Consider the following 15,440-nt stretch of genomic DNA (forward strand, 5'->3'; position numbering starts at 1 on the left):
CCGCCACACCACAACAGAGAGAGCCCGGAGAGCATTCTCTCCGGGCTCCCGGCACACGATCAGATGACCAGCGCCACCAGCCCCACCGCCACGAGCGCGACACCGGCCAGCAGGACACCGCCCGGCAGCAGGATGAGCACCGTGCCGAGCACGAGCTGTCCCGTCGTACGGCGACCGATCTTGGTGGTCTCGGGGTCCGCAGGGTCGTAGGTGATCTCCGCCCGCTCGGCACCCCCGTCCGAGCCCGTGCGCTCACGCCGTACGCCGTGGTTGTCGACGTACGCGTAGGTGTGCTCGACGTTGTTGTACCAGTGGGACCGCTGCAGCTGTCCCTCCACGGTGATCCCCCGGGTACGCAGCACCCAGGCCTCCCGGAACAGTTGCCATCCGCCGTACACGCCCAGCCCCCCGGCGGCGATCGGGCCGGGGGCCACCGTCCAGAAGACCGCCAGGACGACCCCGGCGCCCTTCACCAGCAGCAGGGCGAGCACCAGCACGTACCCGCCCCCGAGGCCCCACCAGAGCAGATGGACCCGGTTCGGCGCCGCCCGCTCCAGCGGCTCCCCGGTCACCCGCCCCGCCCCGTCCGGCCGCGGCTCGTTGGCGTCCCGCACGGGCAGTGCACGGCGGACGGCGTGCGCGAACTCGTGCACGGCAGGCGCACTGCGGCACCTGAGGGGGTACGCCAGCTGAGACGGGCGGGGGCGCTCACCCCGGCCATCCGGCCCCGTGCGGGAGTTCCTCAGCCGTCGGTGGCGTCCCGCCCCACGATCTCGCGGGCGAGGGCGGCGAGTTCCGGCAGTGCGGGATGGCCGGGGGCGTCGCGCCGGGCGAGCAGGACCGGGACGGCCGGGGCGTCGACGAGCGGGCGGTAGGCGACCCCCGAGTGCGGGTGCATTCCGGCGGTGGACGCGGCGGAGACCCCGGCGCCGCGCCCCGCCGCGATGGCGGTCAGCCAGTCGTCGGTGTTGGCGACGGTGAGCGTCGCGGCGGGCCTGGCGTCCGGCGGCCACAGATCGACGGTGGTGGTGCCGGAGACGGTGTTGAGGACGACGGTGCCGCCCGCCAGATCGGCGAGACGGAGCGTGGCGCGGGCGGCGAGCGGCCCGTCCGCGGCCACCGCCGCCACCCGGTCCTCCTCGAACAGCACCTCGGTGACGAGCCCGGGCGTCTCGACGGGTCCCCGCAGCAACGCCGCATCGACCTCGCCGCGGGTGAGCCCGGCGGTGCGGTCGTCGATCCGCAGCAGTTCGAGCGGGGTCTGCGGATACCGCTCCTGCCAGCGCCGGAGCAGGGGAGTGGTGTACGGGCCGAACGCCGACCAGGCGTGCCCGAGCCGCAGCGGCCAGTGGCGCAGCCCGCCGGAGTCGAGCGCCTCGTCGAACGCGGCGACCGCGGCGGCGGCCCTGTCCCGGAAGGCGACGCCTTCGGGGGTGAGGACGAGATGGTGGGTGGACCGGTCGACGAGCCGGATGCCGAGGTGCTGCTCCAGGGCGGCGAGGGTGCGGGAGACCGCGGGCTGGGTGAGGCGGAGGCGGGCGGCGGCGCGGGTGACGTTGCCCTCGTCGGCGATCGCGAGGAAGGCGCGCAGATGGCGGACCTCGATACCGCGGCCGGAGCTCCGGCCCGCAGGGCTCCCGGTACGGCCGTCACCGCTGCGTCCAAGGCTCATGCGCGGGAAGCATAACGGGAGACCAATGGGCATTTCACGTGCCACGCGGAGGTACCTACCGTAAGGGGAGGTAGTGCACGGCGAGAGTGCAGTATCTTCAATCAGGTAGTGCATTGAAATGCACTGTTGGATTCGGGAGGAACACCGCAGGTGAACGACCAGCGCAGTGCAGCAGGGGCAGCGGCCGCGGAGCAGGCCGCGGCCGTCGCCGTACCGGAGGCGGTGTCCGCCCTGGGCGGGGCGGCAGGTCCTGCACGTCCCAAGGGCCGAAGGGCAGCACTCGCCCCGGTCGCGCTGGTGGTCGCGGGCGGCCTCTCCGTCCAGTTCGGCTCCGCCGTCGCGGTCCTGCTGATGCCGCGGGCCGGCGCGCTCGGGGTCGTCACCCTGCGCCTGGCCGTCGCCGCGCTCGTGCTGCTGATCGTCTGCCGCCCGAAGCTGCGCGGCCACTCGCGCGCCGACTGGGGCACGGTCCTCGCGTTCGGGGTGGCCATGGGCGGCATGAACATACTCTTCTACCAGGCTGCCGACCGCATCCCGCTGGGCGCGGCCGTCACTCTGGAGGTGCTGGGCCCGCTGGCCCTCTCGGTGGTCGCCTCGCGCCGCCTGGTCAACGTGGTGTGGGCGGGCCTAGCGCTGGGCGGCGTCGTGCTGCTGAGCGGGGGTGGCTTCGACCGCCTCGATCCGGTGGGCGCCGCGTACGCACTGGGCGCGGGTGCCATGTGGGCCACGTACATCGTCTTCAGTGCCCGCACCGGCCGCCGCTTCCCCCAGGCGGACGGCCTGGCCCTGGCCATGGTGGTCGCCGCGATCCTCTCTCTGCCCCTCGGCATCCTGGAGTCGGGCTCGAAACTGCTGGTCCCGTCCACGCTGGGACTGGGTGCGGCGGTGGCGCTGCTGAGCTCCGTCCTTCCGTACACCCTCGAACTCATGGCGCTGCGCCGCCTGCCCGCGCCCACCTTCGCGATCCTGATGAGCCTCGAACCCGCGATCGCGGCCACGGCCGGCTTCCTCATCCTCGATCAGGCCCTCTCCACGACGGACGCCCTGGCCATGGCCCTGGTCATCGGGGCGAGCATGGGCGCGGTACGGAGTCAGGTGCGGGGCGTGCGGAGCCGCAGCCACACCTGACGCCCGGCCCGGCTGCTCAGCGCCGTATCGGCCGGGCCGCGAGGGCCTCGGCGACGGAGAGGCTGTCCTCGTAGACGACGTAGCGGGTGATCAGGCCGTCCACCACGGTGAGGTGGAGCGCGCACAGGGCTGTGTAGGGCGTGCCCGTCGCCCGTACCGTCTGGCGGATGTCGCCGAGCACGACCGCCTCCGCGCCGTCGACCAGGACGGACGACGCCGTTCCGGCCGACTTCTCGGGAACGTGGTGGGCGGCCACTTCGCGGAAGTGGTCGGCGACATCCGCACGGGTCGAGCGGGGACGGATCCACGGAACCGCCGGATGACCGCCGTCCGGCCAGTCCAGCCGCCAGTCGACGTGCGCGGCGAACAGTTCGGCGATCCGGTCCGGATCGCCTTCGCCGAGGCGACGGAGGAAGTCCTCGGCGGTGGCCCGCGTGCCCGCCGCCGTCCCGGACGGTACGGCCACGGTGAACTGGTACTCGTCCCGGATGAGCCCATCCTCTCCGAGGGTGGCGACGATGCGGCCGGTCCAGGCGATGGCGCCACCGGCGGCGGGGAACATGTGGATCGTGAAGGTGACCGTGTCGTGGTGGCCGGTCGCGTCGCCCGCGGAACGGAAGACGTATCCACTGTCCCGCACCAGATTGTTGTACGCCTCGGTGACGCGGACTTCGAGGGCATCGTGGCCGTGGTACCGCGCGGCCTCGGTGGTCTCGGTGGCGTTCACGTCCCAGAGCCGGGCGATGGCGGCGCGGCGTGCGTCCGGGTCGGGTTCGTGCCACACGGCTATGTACCTGGCGACGAACCGGTCGATGTCCATGGCGCCGTCCGTATCGTTGCCCAGGTCGCTGCTCACGTCATTGCTCACGTCATTGCTCACGTCGTTGCTCATGCGGGGAAGCTATTTCCGCTCCACTGACACCTTGTGTCAGTGATCTGCGGCAGACTTCACGGCATGCGAGCGAGCCGGCTGGTCTCCATCCTGTTGCTCCTGCAGACCCGCGATCGGATGACGGCGCAGGAGCTGGCCGACACGCTGGAGGTGTCCGTACGCACCGTCTACCGCGACATGGAGTCCCTGAGTTCGGCAGGCGTGCCCCTGTACGGCGAATCCGGCCACGACGGCGGGTACCGGCTGCTCGGTGGCTTCCGCACCCGGCTGACCGGGCTCACCGAGGACGAGGCCGGCTCGCTGTTCCTGACCGGGCTGCCGACGGCCGCCGCCGACCTTGGCCTGGGCGCCGTCGTGACCGCCGTACAGCTCAAGCTGATGGCCGCGCTCCCCGCCGAACTGCGCTACCGGGCGGGCCGGTTCGCCGAACGCTTCCACCTCGACGCCCCCGCCTGGTACCGCGACGGCGACCCCGCGCCGTACCTGAACGCGGTCGCGGACGCTGTGTGGAACAACCGCACCGTACGGATGCGGTACCTGCGGTGGGCCGAACCCCACGAGGTCACCCGGACCGTGGAACCGTACGGGCTCGTACTCAAGGCCGGAGCCTGGTACCTGGTGGCCGGCGGCGCCGAGCAGCTCCGTACCTACCGCATATCGAGAATCCTGGACATCCACGTCCTCGGCGAGCGGTTCGACCGCCCCGAAGGCTTCGACCTGGCCGAACACTGGCGGACCTACCTGGAGTTCTTCGAGTCCCGCCGCCACCGGGGCGAGGCGGTCGTGCGCCTGTCCCCGAACGCCTTGTCCCGACTGCCCCATGTGTGGGACGCGGCCATGGCCGCCGCCGCACAGCGGACCGCCACGCCCCCGGACGCCGAAGGCTGGTCCCGTGTGACGATCCCGGTCGAGTCGGTCGAACACGCCCTGCCGGAACTGCTCAAACTCGGCGCCGAAGCGGAAGTCCTCGCCCCGCCCGCACTACGCGACCACCTGACCCGGACACTCGACGCGCTGACCTGTCTCTACCGGGCCGCCCCGTGAGCAGCGGCTGTACGGAGCTCCGCTCTCCCGACCGGACGGACGGATCACCGGATCACGGAGGGCTGCCCGACCGGACCGACGGCGGCCATGTCGCCGTCGAGGCGGTGCCTGCCGACGTCCCGGCGGCAGGCAGAAAATAATGCAAGCGCGCTTGCTTGTTTATGGGTCCGCTGCCATGCTCCTGGGCACACCGCCTTGCCCCGAGGGGAGCGCACCGTGCCCGATGTGGCAGCCGTGATCGACGACATGCGCGATGAGAGCCAGGAACTCGACGGACTCGTAAAGGGGTTGAGCGCCGGGCAATGGGCCGCTGCGACCCCCGCTCCCGGCTGGAGCATCGCGCACCAGATCGCCCATCTCACCTGGACCGACGAGGTCGCGCTGCTCGCCGCCACCGATGCCGGTGCCTTCGCCGCGGAGGTGGCCGAGGCCATGGAGGCGCCCGAATCCTTTGTCGACCGGGGCGCGGAGGAGCTGGCCGTGCTCGCCCCGGACGTGCTGCTCGCGCGGTGGCGGGACGGGCGGGGGCGGCTCGAAGCGGCGCTGCGGGACGCGCCCGCCGGAACCCGTATTCCCTGGTACGGGCCGCCGATGAGTGTCGCTTCCATGGCGACCGCCCGGATCATGGAGACCTGGGCGCACGGCCAGGACATCGCCGACACCCTCGGGGTCACCAGGGCCCCCACCGCCCGGCTGCGGCACGTCGCCCGGATCGGGGTACGGGCCAGGGACTACGCCTACCTGGTGCGGGGGATCGCGGCACCCGAGGAGGAGTTCCGGGTCGAACTGAAAGCACCCGGCGGCGAGTTGATCGCGTTCGGGGCGCAGGACGCGCCGCAGCGCGTCACCGGGCCGCTGCTCGATTTCTGCCTTCTGGTCACCCAGCGCGCCCACCGTGACGACCTCGCCGTCCGGGCCACCGGGCCCGACGCCGACCGGTGGCTCGACATCGCCCAGGCGTTCGCCGGGCCCGCCGGACCCGGCCGCGCGCCCCGGGCAGGCGGCAAGTGACCCCGACCGGGCCCCGGCGGACCGGACCGCTGCGGATCGGCAACGCCTCCGGGTTCTACGGCGACCGCTTCGACGCCGTACGCGAGATGCTCACCGGCGGCCCCCTCGACGTCCTCACCGGGGACTATCTCGCCGAGCTGACCATGCTCATCCTCGGCCGGAGCCGGCTCAAGGACCCCAGGCACGGGTACGCCACCACCTTCCTGCGCCAGCTCGAAGAGGGCCTCGGGCTCGCCCACGAGCGCGGCGTGAAGATCGTCACCAATGCCGGAGGGCTCAATCCGGCCGGACTGGCCGACGCCGTGAGGGAGTTGGCGCAGAAAGCGGGAGTGCCCGTACGGGTCGCCCATGTGGAGGGCGACAGCCTCCCCGTACCCGAGGGCTTCCTCACCGCCAACGCCTACCTCGGCGGCGCGGGGATCGCCGCCTGCCTCACCGCGGGCGCCGATGTCGTCGTCACCGGACGGGTCACCGACGCCGCCCTCGTCACCGGGCCCGCCGCCGCGCACTTCGGCTGGGGCCCCGACGACCACGACGCCCTCGCCGGGGCCGTCGTCGCCGGACACGTACTGGAGTGCGGAACCCAGGCCACCGGGGGGAATTACTCGTTCTTCCGGGGCCATGACCTGCGCCGGCCCGGCTTCCCCGTCGCCGAGATCCATGCCGACGGGTCGTCCGTCATCACCAAGCACGACGGCACGGGCGGCGTCGTCGACATCGGCACCGTCACGGCCCAGTTGCTGTACGAGACCGGCGGGCCCCGGTACGCCGGACCGGACGTCACCGCCCGGCTCGACACCGTACGGCTGACCCAGGAAGGCCCCGACCGGGTACGGATCTCCGGCGTGCGCGGCGAGGCCCCGCCGCCCACACTCAAAGTCGGCCTCAACCGGCTCGGCGGCTGGCGCAACGAGGTCGTCTTCGTACTCACCGGGCTCGACATCGAGGCCAAGGCGCAGCTCGTCAAGGACCAGTTCACGGAAGCACTCGACCGGTCCCGTACCCGCCCCGCGGAGGTTCGTTGGGAGTTGGCCCGGACCGACCGGGCCGACGCCGACACCGAGGAGAGGGCCTGCGCCCTGCTCCGGCTCGTCGTCCGCGACCAGGACCCGGAGGCCGTCGGACGCGCGGTCTCCGGCGCGGCGATCGAGCTCGCCCTCGGCAGCTATCCGGGCTTCCATGTCACCGCCCCGCCCGGAAAGGGCGCACCGTACGGGGTGTTCGAGGCAAAGTACGTACCGGCCGGCGAGGTCCCGCACGTCGCCGTCCTGCCGGACGGGCGGCGGGAGAACCAGGAACATCCCGTACGGACGCGGCCCTTGCGGGAAGCCGGGGAGCCGCCGCTGCCCGAGCCCCTGCCGTTCTCCGGACCCACCCGGACCGCCCCGCTCGGCCGGGTCGCGGGCGCCCGCAGCGGTGACAAGGGCGGGGACGCCAACGTGGGGGTGTGGGCCGTCGGCGACGACGCCTGGCGTTGGCTGGCCCATGAGCTGACCGTCGAACGGTTCCAGGAGCTGCTTCCGGAGACCGCCGGCCTCACCGTCGTACGCCATGTCCTGCCGAACCTCCGTGCCCTGAACTTCGTCGTGCGCGGGCTGCTCGGTGAGGGCGTCGCCGGCCGGCACCGGTTCGATCCCCAGGCCAAGGCGGTGGGGGAGTGGCTGCGCTCCCGGCACCTCCCCATTCCCGTACCGCTGCTGGAAGCCGCCCACGCACCGGAGGTGAACGCATGACCGTCCTTCCCACCGGGCTCGACACCGCGAGCCCCGAATACGCCGCGAACCGCGCGGCCATGCTCGCCAAACTCGACGAGCTGGCCGGCGAGCACACCAAGGCGCAGGCGGGCGGCGGTGAGAAGTACGTCGAGCGGCACCGCTCGCGCGGAAAGCTCCTGGCCCGGGAGCGGATCGAGCTGCTGATCGACGAGGACACCCCGTTCCTGGAGCTGTCGCCGCTCGCCGCCTGGGGGAGCGAGGCCCCCGAGTACACAGTCGGCGCCTCGCTCGTCACCGGGATCGGAGTGGTGTCGGGCGTGGAGTGCCTGATCACCGCCAACGACCCGACCGTACGCGGCGGCGCCTCCAACCCCTGGACCCTGAAGAAGGCCCTGCGGGCGAACGAGATCGCCTTCGCCAACCGGCTGCCCTGCATCAGCCTCGTCGAGTCCGGGGGCGCCGATCTCCCGTCGCAGAAGGAGATCTTCATCCCGGGCGGGGCGCTGTTCCGCGACCTCACCCGGCTGTCGGCGGCCGGCATCCCGACCGTGGCCGTCGTCTTCGGGAACTCGACCGCCGGTGGGGCGTACGTCCCCGGCATGTCCGACCACACCGTCATGATCAAGGAACGGTCCAAGGTGTTCCTCGGCGGACCGCCCCTGGTGAAGATGGCGACCGGCGAGGAGAGCGACGACGAATCGCTCGGCGGCGCCGAGATGCACGCCCGCATCTCCGGGCTCGCCGACCACTTCGCCGTCGACGAGCAGGACGCGCTGCGCCAGGCCCGCCGGATCGTCGCCCGCCTCAACTGGCGCAAGGCACATGCGGATCCGGGACCGGCCGAACCGCCGAAGTACGACGAGGACGAGCTGATCGGCATCGTGCCCGGCGATCTGAAGGTGCCCTTCGACCCGCGCGAGGTCATCGCCCGGCTCGTCGACGGCTCCGACTTCGACGCGTTCAAGCCGCTGTACGGGACCAGCCTGGTGACCGGATGGGCCACGCTTCACGGCTATCCCGTCGGCATCCTCGCCAATGCGCAAGGTGTGCTGTTCAGCGAGGAGTCGCAGAAGGCCGCCCAGTTCATCCAGCTCGCCAACCAGCGCGACATCCCCCTGCTCTTCCTGCACAACACCACCGGCTACATGGTCGGCAAGGAGTACGAGCAGGGCGGCATCATCAAACACGGCGCGATGATGATCAACGCCGTGTCGAACTCCAGGGTCCCGCATCTGTCCGTGCTGATGGGCGCCTCGTACGGGGCCGGGCACTACGGCATGTGCGGACGGGCGTACGACCCGCGCTTCCTCTTCGCCTGGCCCAGCAGCAAGTCCGCCGTCATGGGGCCGCAGCAGCTCGCCGGGGTGCTGTCCATCGTCGCCCGCGCCTCCGCCGCCGCGAAGGGGCTGCCGTACGACGACAAGGCCGCCGAGGCCGACGCCGGGCTGCGCGCCATGGTCGAGCAGCAGATCGAGTCCGAGTCGCTGCCGATGTTCCTCTCCGGGCGGCTGTACGACGACGGGGTCATCGACCCGCGCGACACCAGGACCGTCCTCGGGATGTGTCTGTCCGCGATCCACACCGCCCCGGTCGAAGGTGCCCGCGGCGGCTTCGGAATCTTCCGGATGTGAGGCCACAGATGATCTCCACACTGCTCGTCGCCAACCGGGGCGAGATCGCCTGCCGGATCTTCCGCACGTGCCGCGCGCTGGGCATCGCCACCGTCGCCGTGTACTCCGACGCGGACGCCGACGCATTGCACGTACGGGAGGCGGACACCGCCGTACGGCTGCCGGGTGCCGCCCCGTCCGACACCTATCTGCGCGGTGATCTCGTCGTACGCGCCGCGCTCGCGGCGGGCGCCGACGCCGTCCACCCCGGGTACGGCTTCCTCTCCGAGAACGCCGGATTCGCCCGTGCCGTGCAGGACGCCGGTCTCGTCTGGGTGGGGCCGCCGGTCGAGGCCATCGAGCTGATGGCGTCCAAGACCCGCGCCAAGGAGCTGATGGCCGCCGCCGGGGTGCCACTGCTCGCGCCCGTCGACACGGAGAAGGCCACCGCCGACGACCTTCCGCTGTTGCTGAAGGCGGCGGCGGGCGGGGGCGGACGCGGAATGCGGATCGTACGTGAACTCACCGATCTATTTTGTGAGTTAACGGCCGCATCCGCCGAGGCCGCTGCCGCCTTCGGGGACGGCGAGGTCTTCGCGGAGCCGTACGTGGAGCGCGGCCGGCACGTCGAGGTCCAGGTCATGGCCGACGAGTACGGTGGGGTCTGGGCGCTCGGCACCCGGGACTGCTCGCTCCAGCGACGCCACCAGAAGGTCGTCGAGGAGGCCCCCGCACCCGGTCTCGACGACGCGCTGCGGACCCGGCTGCACGATGCCGCCGTGGCCGCCGCCCACGCCGTCGGCTACCGGGGCGCGGGCACCGTCGAGTTCCTCCTCGCGGCCGACGGACGGCCGTACTTCCTGGAGATGAACACCCGCCTCCAGGTCGAACACCCAGTCACCGAAGCCGTCTTCGGGCTCGACCTCGTCGCCCTGCAACTGCGCATCGCGGAAGGCGAACCGCTGCCCGCCACCGCACCTCCCGAGCCGCACGGCCACGCCGTCGAGGCCCGCCTCTACGCCGAGGACCCCGCCCGCGACTGGCAGCCGCAGACCGGAGCACTGCTCACGCTGGATGTGCCGGACGAACCCGGACTGCGCCTCGACACCGGGTACACCGGCGGCGACACCATCGGCGTGCACTACGACCCGATGCTCGCCAAGGTCATCGCCCACGCACCCACCCGGGGCGAAGCCGTACGCCTCCTCGCCCGCGCCCTGGAACGCGCCCGCATCCACGGCCCGGTCACCAACCGCGACCTGCTCGTACGGTCCCTGCGCCACCCCGACTTCCGCGCCGCCCGCCTCGACACCGGCTTCTACGACCGCCACCTGGACACCCTCACCCCCGCCCCGGACGAAGCGGACCGCCGCACCGCCGCCCTGGCCGCAGCCCTAGCCGACGCCGCCATCCGCCACCACGGCCCCGGTCCCGGCCCCGCCCGCTTCGGCGCCTGGCGCAACATCTCCTCGCAACCCCAGGTCAAGCGCTACCGCAGCGAACCCGACGGCACCGAACACCAGGCCGCCTACCGCACCACACGTACCGGCCCCGTCCCCGAAACCGGAGAGCGGGTCATCGCCGCCCGCCCCGACCACGTCACCCTCGAAGTGGGCTCGGTCACCCGCCACTTCGCCATCACCTTCCACCGGGACAAGGCGTACGTGGACACCGCCACCGGCTCGTACACCTTCACCGCCCTGCCCCGCTTCACCGACCCCACCGACCGGACCGAACCCGGCTCACTGCTCGCCCCCATGCCCGGCACCGTCGTCCGCATCGCGGACGGTCTCGGGGCCGGGGCGGCGGTCGAAGTCGGGCAGCCACTGATCTGGCTGGAGGCGATGAAGATGGAACACCGCATCCTCGCCCCCGCCTCCGGCACCCTCACCGCACTGCACGCCGCCCCCGGCCTCCAGGTGGAGGTCGGCGCCCTGCTCGCCGTCGTGACCGAACCCGCAGACCCTGAGGAGAACGCATGAGCACTGTCCTCGAAACCGAAGAGCACCAGGCCCTGCGCGCAGCCGTCGCCGCCCTCGGAAAGCGCTACGGGCGGGACTACATGACCTCAGTCGTACGCGACGGAGCCCACCCGCGCGAACTGTGGACCGAAGCCGCCAAACTCGGCTACCTCGGCGTGAACCTCCCCGAGGAGTACGGCGGCGGTGGCAGCGGAATAACCGAACTCTCCATCGTCCTGGAGGAGTTGGGCGCAGCCGGCAGTCCACTCCTCATGATGGTCGTCTCCCCGGCCATCTGCGGCACCGTCATCGCCCGCTTCGGCACCGACACCCAGAAACGGCAGTGGCTCCCCGGTCTCGCCGACGGCAGCCTCACCATGGCCTTCGGCATCACCGAACCCGACGCGGGCTCCAACTCCCACCGCATCACCACCACCGCCCGCAAGGACGGCGAGGACTGGCTGCTCACCGGACGCAAGGTCTTCGTCTCCGGCGTCGACATCGCCGACGCCACCCTCGTCGTCGGCCGCACCGAGGACGCCAGGTCCGGCAGGCTCAAGCCCTGCCTCTTCATCGTCCCGCGCGACGCCCCCGGCTTCCGGCGCTCGCAGATCGACATGGAACTCCAGGCCCCGGAGAAGCAGTTCGAGCTGGTCCTCGACGAGGTACGGCTGCCCGCCGACGCCCTCGTCGGAGGGGGAGAGGACGCCGGACTGCTCCAGCTCTTCGCCGGGCTCAACCCGGAACGCATCATGACCGCCGCATTCGGCATCGGCATGGGCCGCTACGCACTGGCCCGCGCCGTCGAGTACGCGAAGACCCGCCAGGTGTGGAAGGAACCCATCGGCTCCCACCAGGCCATCGCCCACCCCCTCGCCCAGGCCCACATCGAACTGGAACTGGCCCGGTTGATGATGCAGAAAGCCGCCCGGCTGTACGACGAGGGCGACGACATCGGTGCCGGCGAGGCCGCCAACATGGCGAAGTACGCGGCCGGCGAAGCCTGCGTCAAAGCCGTCGACCAGGCCGTGCACACCCTCGGCGGCAACGGCCTCACCCGCGAATACGGCCTCGCGTCCCTGATCACGGCGGCCCGCGTCGCCCGGATCGCACCCGTCAGCCGGGAAATGATCCTGAACTACGTGTCCCACCAGTCCCTGGGTCTCCCCAAGTCGTACTGACGCAGGACATTTTGTCTTTCCACGCCGCAGCTGCCCACCGCAGCTCCCGCCGCGTTCGAGAAGTCCCGCGAGAAGGAGACCGACACATGACGCCGCTCGCCGCCCCCGCCCACGACCGGGGCATCACCACCCTCACCCTCGACTCGCCGGCCAACCGCAACGCACTCTCCGCGCAGCTGGTGGGCGAGCTCTCCACCGCCCTGGACGCGTGCGCGGCCGACGACACCGTACGAGCCGTCGTCCTCACCCACACCGGCAACACGTTCTGCGCGGGCGCCGACCTCACCGGACCGCCCGATCCGGCAGCCTTCGTCGCCCTGATGCGGCAGATCGTCGCACTGCCCAAGCCCGTCGTCGCACGGGTCACGGGGCACGTCCGGGCGGGCGGCCTCGGACTGCTCGGCGCCTGCGACATCTCCGCGGCCGGGCCCGGCGCCTCGTTCGCCCTCACCGAATCCCGGCTCGGCCTCGCCCCTGCCGTCATCTCCCTGCCGCTGCTGCCCCGCATCGACCCACGAGCCGCCGCCCGCTACTACCTCACCGGCGAACGCTTCGACGCGACCGAAGCGGCCCGCATCTCCCTGATCACGATCGCCGTCGGGTCCGCCGAGGACATCGACAAGGCACTCGTACCCGTACTGGACGGACTGCGAAAGGCCTCACCACAGGGGCTGGCAGCATCGAAGGAGCTGGTCACAGCTACTGTGCGGAAGAGTTTCGACCAGTACGCCGAAGACCTCATCGCCCGCTCGGCAGCACTCTTCGCCTCCGCCGAGGCACGGGAAGGGATGACGGCCTTCCTCGAACGACGGGACCCAGTATGGGTGTTGTGACGCCCTCCACCGACAGGACCCCCAAGCAGGACCGCAGCCGCGCCACCCGCCGGCGACTCCTCGAAGCCGCGGTCGCCTGCCTTGCCGAACACGGCTGGGCAGGCTCCACCGTCTCCGTCGTCGCCGAACGCGCAGGCGTCTCGCGCGGCGCCGCCCAGCACCACTTCCCGACCCGCGAGGACCTGTTCACCGCAGCCGTCGAATACGTCGCCGAGGAACGCTCCGCCGCCCTGCGCGCCCTGCCCGTCCAGGGCCGCACGGCCGTCGTCGCCGCCCTCGTCGACCTCTACACGGGCCCGCTCTTCCGCGCCGCACTCCAGCTCTGGGTCGCCGCGTCCAACGAGGAACAACTCCGCCCCCGCGTCACCGAACTCGAAGCCCGCGTCGGCCGCGAGACCCACCGCATCGCCGTCGAACTCCTCACCGCCGACGAAACCAGGCCCGGCGTACGCGAAACCGTCCAGGGCCTCCTCGACATGGCCCGCGGCCTGGGCCTGGCCAACGTACTCACCGACGACACCGCCCGGCGTCAGAGGGTCGTGGCACAGTGGGCGGCGCTGCTGGACGACGCACTCGACTGACCTTGGGGGACCTGTGGGCGACCACTTCCAGACGATCGTCGACCTCGACGCCACCGAGCAGGACGCCGCACAACTCGGCGCCGGGCTCCTCGACTGGCTGATCGCCGACGGAATCGTCAGCGCCGAGCGCACCGACTGCGTCCTCGACAAAGACGGCTACGGCAACGCACCTGGCCCGAACTACGCCGAGGCCGTCGACGACCCGGAGCCGGTCGAGCTGTGGAGCAACGGCCTCCACATTGCGACCGGACGCACTGTCTTCGACAGCGGCCAGGGCGACGCGGGAGCTGCCACCTGCCCGCTCTGCGCCACCGAGTTCCGCCTCGTCGACGACACCTGGTGCCCCGTCGACAGCGCCTGGGCCCCGTTCGCGGGCCGGCTCGGTGCCTGGGCGGACGGCGGCGAAGGCGTCGTGCAGTGCCCCTCCTGCCGTCGGCCCTCCGGCATCGACCGCTGGAGCTGGGAGGACGACTACTACGCCTGCGGGCAGCTCGGCCTCACCTTCTGGAACTGGGCGGAGCTGACCTACGGCTTCGAACAGGAGGTGCGGCGCCGCCTCGGCGGACACCGCACCGTCACCCTCCGCGGCAAGCTCTAGACGTATGGACACGCAGGCCGGGTGAGACTCCGCGGACCTGTCCGGGGCCGTACTTCCGGATCACGCCGGGCCGGCGGGGTACCGGGACCGTCAGTTCCCCAGATCCGTGATCTGCTCGTATCCCTCGATCTCCCGGGGATCACGCGGCCCCGGCCCGACATACCTCGCCGACGGCCGCACCAGCCGCCCCGTCCGCTTCTGCTCCAGAATGTGCGCCGACCAGCCCGCCGTACGCGCACACGTGAACATCGACGTGAACATGTGCGCCGGAACCTCCGCGAAGTCCAGCATGATCGCCGCCCAGAACTCCACGTTCGTCGCCAGCACCCGGTCCGGGCGACGCGCGTGCAACTCCTCCAACGCGGCCTTCTCCAGCGCCTGCGCCACCTCGAAGCGCGGCGCACCCAACTCCTCGGCCGTACGCCGCAGAACACGCGCCCGCGGGTCCTCCGCCCGGTAGACCCGGTGCCCGAAGCCCATCAGCCGCTCACCCTTGTCCAGGGCCTTCTTCACATACGCGGTGGCATCCCCGGTCCGCTCGATCTCCTCGATCATGCCGAGGACCCGGGACGGCGCACCACCGTGCAGTGGCCCCGACATCGCACCCACCGCGCCCGAAAGCGCCGCCGCCACATCGGCGCCGGTCGACGCGATGACTCGGGCGGTGAACGTGGAGGCGTTCATGCCGTGCTCGGCGGCCGACGTCCAGTACGCGTCGACGGCCTTGACGTGCTTGGGGTCCGGCTCACCGCGCCAGCGGATCATGAACCGCTCGACCACGGACTGCGCCTTGTCGATCTCGCTCTGCGGAACCATCGGCAGACCCTGCCCGCGCGCCGACTGGGCCACGTACGACAACGCCATCACCGCGGCCCGCGCCAGATCGTTGCGCGCCGTCTCCTCGTCGATGTCGAGCAGCGGCTTCAGGCCCCACACGGGAGCGAGCATCGCCAGCGCGGACTGCACATCGACCCGGATGTCCCCGGAGTGCACCGGGATCGGGAACGGCTCGGCCGGCGGCAGCCCCGGGTTGAACGCCCCGTCGACCAGCAGGCCCCAGACATTTCCGAACGACACATGGCCGACGAGATCCTCGATGTCGACACCGCGGTAACGGAGCGAACCGCCTTCCTTGTCCGGTTCGGCGATCTCCGTCTCGAACGCGATGACTCCCTCTAGTCCCGGTACGAAGTCGGACATGGCGGCTCCCTCAG

General features: G+C 71.6%; 14 protein-coding genes. 10 read left to right on the plus strand and 4 right to left on the minus strand.

Going from position 1 to position 15,440, the window contains the following annotated elements; all coding sequences use genetic code 11:
- Window positions 1-59 precede the first annotated feature (59 nt).
- Both ACIPEK_RS08665 and ACIPEK_RS08670 read right to left on the minus strand, forming a co-directional pair.
- Window positions 60-653, minus strand: coding sequence for a hypothetical protein (locus ACIPEK_RS08665; RefSeq protein WP_401992432.1), 594 nt, complete (start codon window positions 651-653; stop codon window positions 60-62).
- 89 nt (window positions 654-742) lie between these two features.
- Window positions 743-1,672, minus strand: coding sequence for a LysR family transcriptional regulator (locus ACIPEK_RS08670; protein WP_401992435.1), 930 nt, complete (start codon window positions 1,670-1,672; stop codon window positions 743-745).
- A gap of 150 nt (window positions 1,673-1,822) precedes the next feature.
- On the opposite strand from ACIPEK_RS08670, the gene ACIPEK_RS08675 reads away from it, so the two are divergent.
- A complete protein-coding gene (locus ACIPEK_RS08675; protein WP_401992438.1) occupies window positions 1,823-2,800 on the plus strand; it encodes an EamA family transporter in 978 nt (325 codons plus the stop codon).
- Window positions 2,801-2,816: 16 nt separating this feature from the next.
- On the opposite strand, the gene ACIPEK_RS08680 is transcribed toward ACIPEK_RS08675, so the two are convergent.
- Window positions 2,817-3,692 carry a nuclear transport factor 2 family protein gene (locus ACIPEK_RS08680; RefSeq protein ID WP_401992441.1) on the minus strand — a complete coding sequence of 292 codons (876 nt, stop codon included), beginning with the start codon at window positions 3,690-3,692 and terminating at the stop codon, window positions 2,817-2,819.
- A gap of 63 nt (window positions 3,693-3,755) precedes the next feature.
- On the opposite strand from ACIPEK_RS08680, the gene ACIPEK_RS08685 reads away from it, so the two are divergent.
- From ACIPEK_RS08685 to ACIPEK_RS08725, 9 genes are all read left to right on the plus strand, one after another.
- A complete protein-coding gene (locus ACIPEK_RS08685) occupies window positions 3,756-4,736 on the plus strand; it encodes a helix-turn-helix transcriptional regulator (RefSeq protein WP_401992444.1) in 981 nt (326 codons plus the stop codon).
- Between the two features lie 216 nt (window positions 4,737-4,952).
- Entirely contained in the window at window positions 4,953-5,747 is a 795-nt protein-coding gene (locus tag ACIPEK_RS08690; RefSeq protein ID WP_401992447.1) for a TIGR03084 family metal-binding protein, read from the plus strand.
- The gene (locus tag ACIPEK_RS08695) at window positions 5,744-7,480 is read left to right on the plus strand and encodes an acyclic terpene utilization AtuA family protein (protein ID WP_401992450.1); all 1,737 of its coding nucleotides are present in this window, start codon (window positions 5,744-5,746) and stop codon (window positions 7,478-7,480) included. The genes ACIPEK_RS08690 and ACIPEK_RS08695 overlap by 4 nt, the downstream gene beginning before the upstream one ends.
- Window positions 7,477-9,093 (plus strand): acyl-CoA carboxylase subunit beta, encoded by a 1,617-nt coding sequence (locus ACIPEK_RS08700; RefSeq protein ID WP_401992453.1) that lies wholly within the window; start codon window positions 7,477-7,479, stop codon window positions 9,091-9,093. Before ACIPEK_RS08695 ends, ACIPEK_RS08700 begins: the two co-directional genes overlap by 4 nt.
- A gap of 8 nt (window positions 9,094-9,101) precedes the next feature.
- Window positions 9,102-11,054, plus strand: a complete 1,953-nt coding sequence (locus ACIPEK_RS08705) for an acetyl/propionyl/methylcrotonyl-CoA carboxylase subunit alpha (protein WP_401992456.1) — start codon at window positions 9,102-9,104, stop codon at window positions 11,052-11,054.
- Window positions 11,051-12,214, plus strand: a complete 1,164-nt coding sequence (locus tag ACIPEK_RS08710; protein ID WP_401992459.1) for an acyl-CoA dehydrogenase family protein — start codon at window positions 11,051-11,053, stop codon at window positions 12,212-12,214. Before ACIPEK_RS08705 ends, ACIPEK_RS08710 begins: the two co-directional genes overlap by 4 nt.
- An 86-nt stretch (window positions 12,215-12,300) precedes the next feature.
- Complete coding sequence (locus tag ACIPEK_RS08715) at window positions 12,301-13,047, plus strand: enoyl-CoA hydratase family protein (RefSeq protein ID WP_401992462.1); 747 nt, start codon at window positions 12,301-12,303, stop codon at window positions 13,045-13,047.
- On the plus strand, window positions 13,035-13,628 hold the full coding sequence (locus tag ACIPEK_RS08720; RefSeq protein WP_383070458.1) for a TetR/AcrR family transcriptional regulator: 594 nt from the start codon (window positions 13,035-13,037) through the stop codon (window positions 13,626-13,628). The genes ACIPEK_RS08715 and ACIPEK_RS08720 overlap by 13 nt, the downstream gene beginning before the upstream one ends.
- A 13-nt stretch (window positions 13,629-13,641) precedes the next feature.
- On the plus strand, window positions 13,642-14,226 hold the full coding sequence (locus tag ACIPEK_RS08725) for a hypothetical protein (protein ID WP_401992465.1): 585 nt from the start codon (window positions 13,642-13,644) through the stop codon (window positions 14,224-14,226).
- A 90-nt stretch (window positions 14,227-14,316) separates the two neighbouring features.
- Here the strand turns inward: ACIPEK_RS08725 and ACIPEK_RS08730 are convergent, their stop codons facing one another.
- Window positions 14,317-15,426: a citrate synthase 2 gene (locus ACIPEK_RS08730; protein WP_401992468.1), complete on the minus strand. Its 1,110-nt coding sequence runs from the start codon at window positions 15,424-15,426 to the stop codon at window positions 14,317-14,319.
- Window positions 15,427-15,440: the final 14 nt, after the last annotated feature.

Source organism: Streptomyces sp. NPDC088246 (assembly GCF_044741025.1).
Classification (GTDB): Bacteria; Actinomycetota; Actinomycetes; order Streptomycetales; family Streptomycetaceae; genus Streptomyces.

What these genes read in the sequence shown, in the direction of transcription:
- ACIPEK_RS08670 (WP_401992435.1), bottom strand. Translation starts at nt 1,672, where the DNA reads ATGAGCCTTGGACGCAGCGGTGACGGCCGTACCGGGAGCCCTGCGGGC.
- ACIPEK_RS08680 (WP_401992441.1), bottom strand. Translation starts at nt 3,692, where the DNA reads ATGAGCAACGACGTGAGCAATGACGTGAGCAATGACGTGAGCAGCGAC.
- ACIPEK_RS08685 (WP_401992444.1), top strand. Translation starts at nt 3,756, where the DNA reads ATGCGAGCGAGCCGGCTGGTCTCCATCCTGTTGCTCCTGCAGACCCGC.
- ACIPEK_RS08700 (WP_401992453.1), top strand. Translation starts at nt 7,477, where the DNA reads ATGACCGTCCTTCCCACCGGGCTCGACACCGCGAGCCCCGAATACGCC.
- ACIPEK_RS08705 (WP_401992456.1), top strand. Translation starts at nt 9,102, where the DNA reads ATGATCTCCACACTGCTCGTCGCCAACCGGGGCGAGATCGCCTGCCGG.
- ACIPEK_RS08710 (WP_401992459.1), top strand. Translation starts at nt 11,051, where the DNA reads ATGAGCACTGTCCTCGAAACCGAAGAGCACCAGGCCCTGCGCGCAGCC.
- ACIPEK_RS08715 (WP_401992462.1), top strand. Translation starts at nt 12,301, where the DNA reads ATGACGCCGCTCGCCGCCCCCGCCCACGACCGGGGCATCACCACCCTC.
- ACIPEK_RS08720 (WP_383070458.1), top strand. Translation starts at nt 13,035, where the DNA reads ATGGGTGTTGTGACGCCCTCCACCGACAGGACCCCCAAGCAGGACCGC.
- ACIPEK_RS08730 (WP_401992468.1), bottom strand. Translation starts at nt 15,426, where the DNA reads ATGTCCGACTTCGTACCGGGACTAGAGGGAGTCATCGCGTTCGAGACG.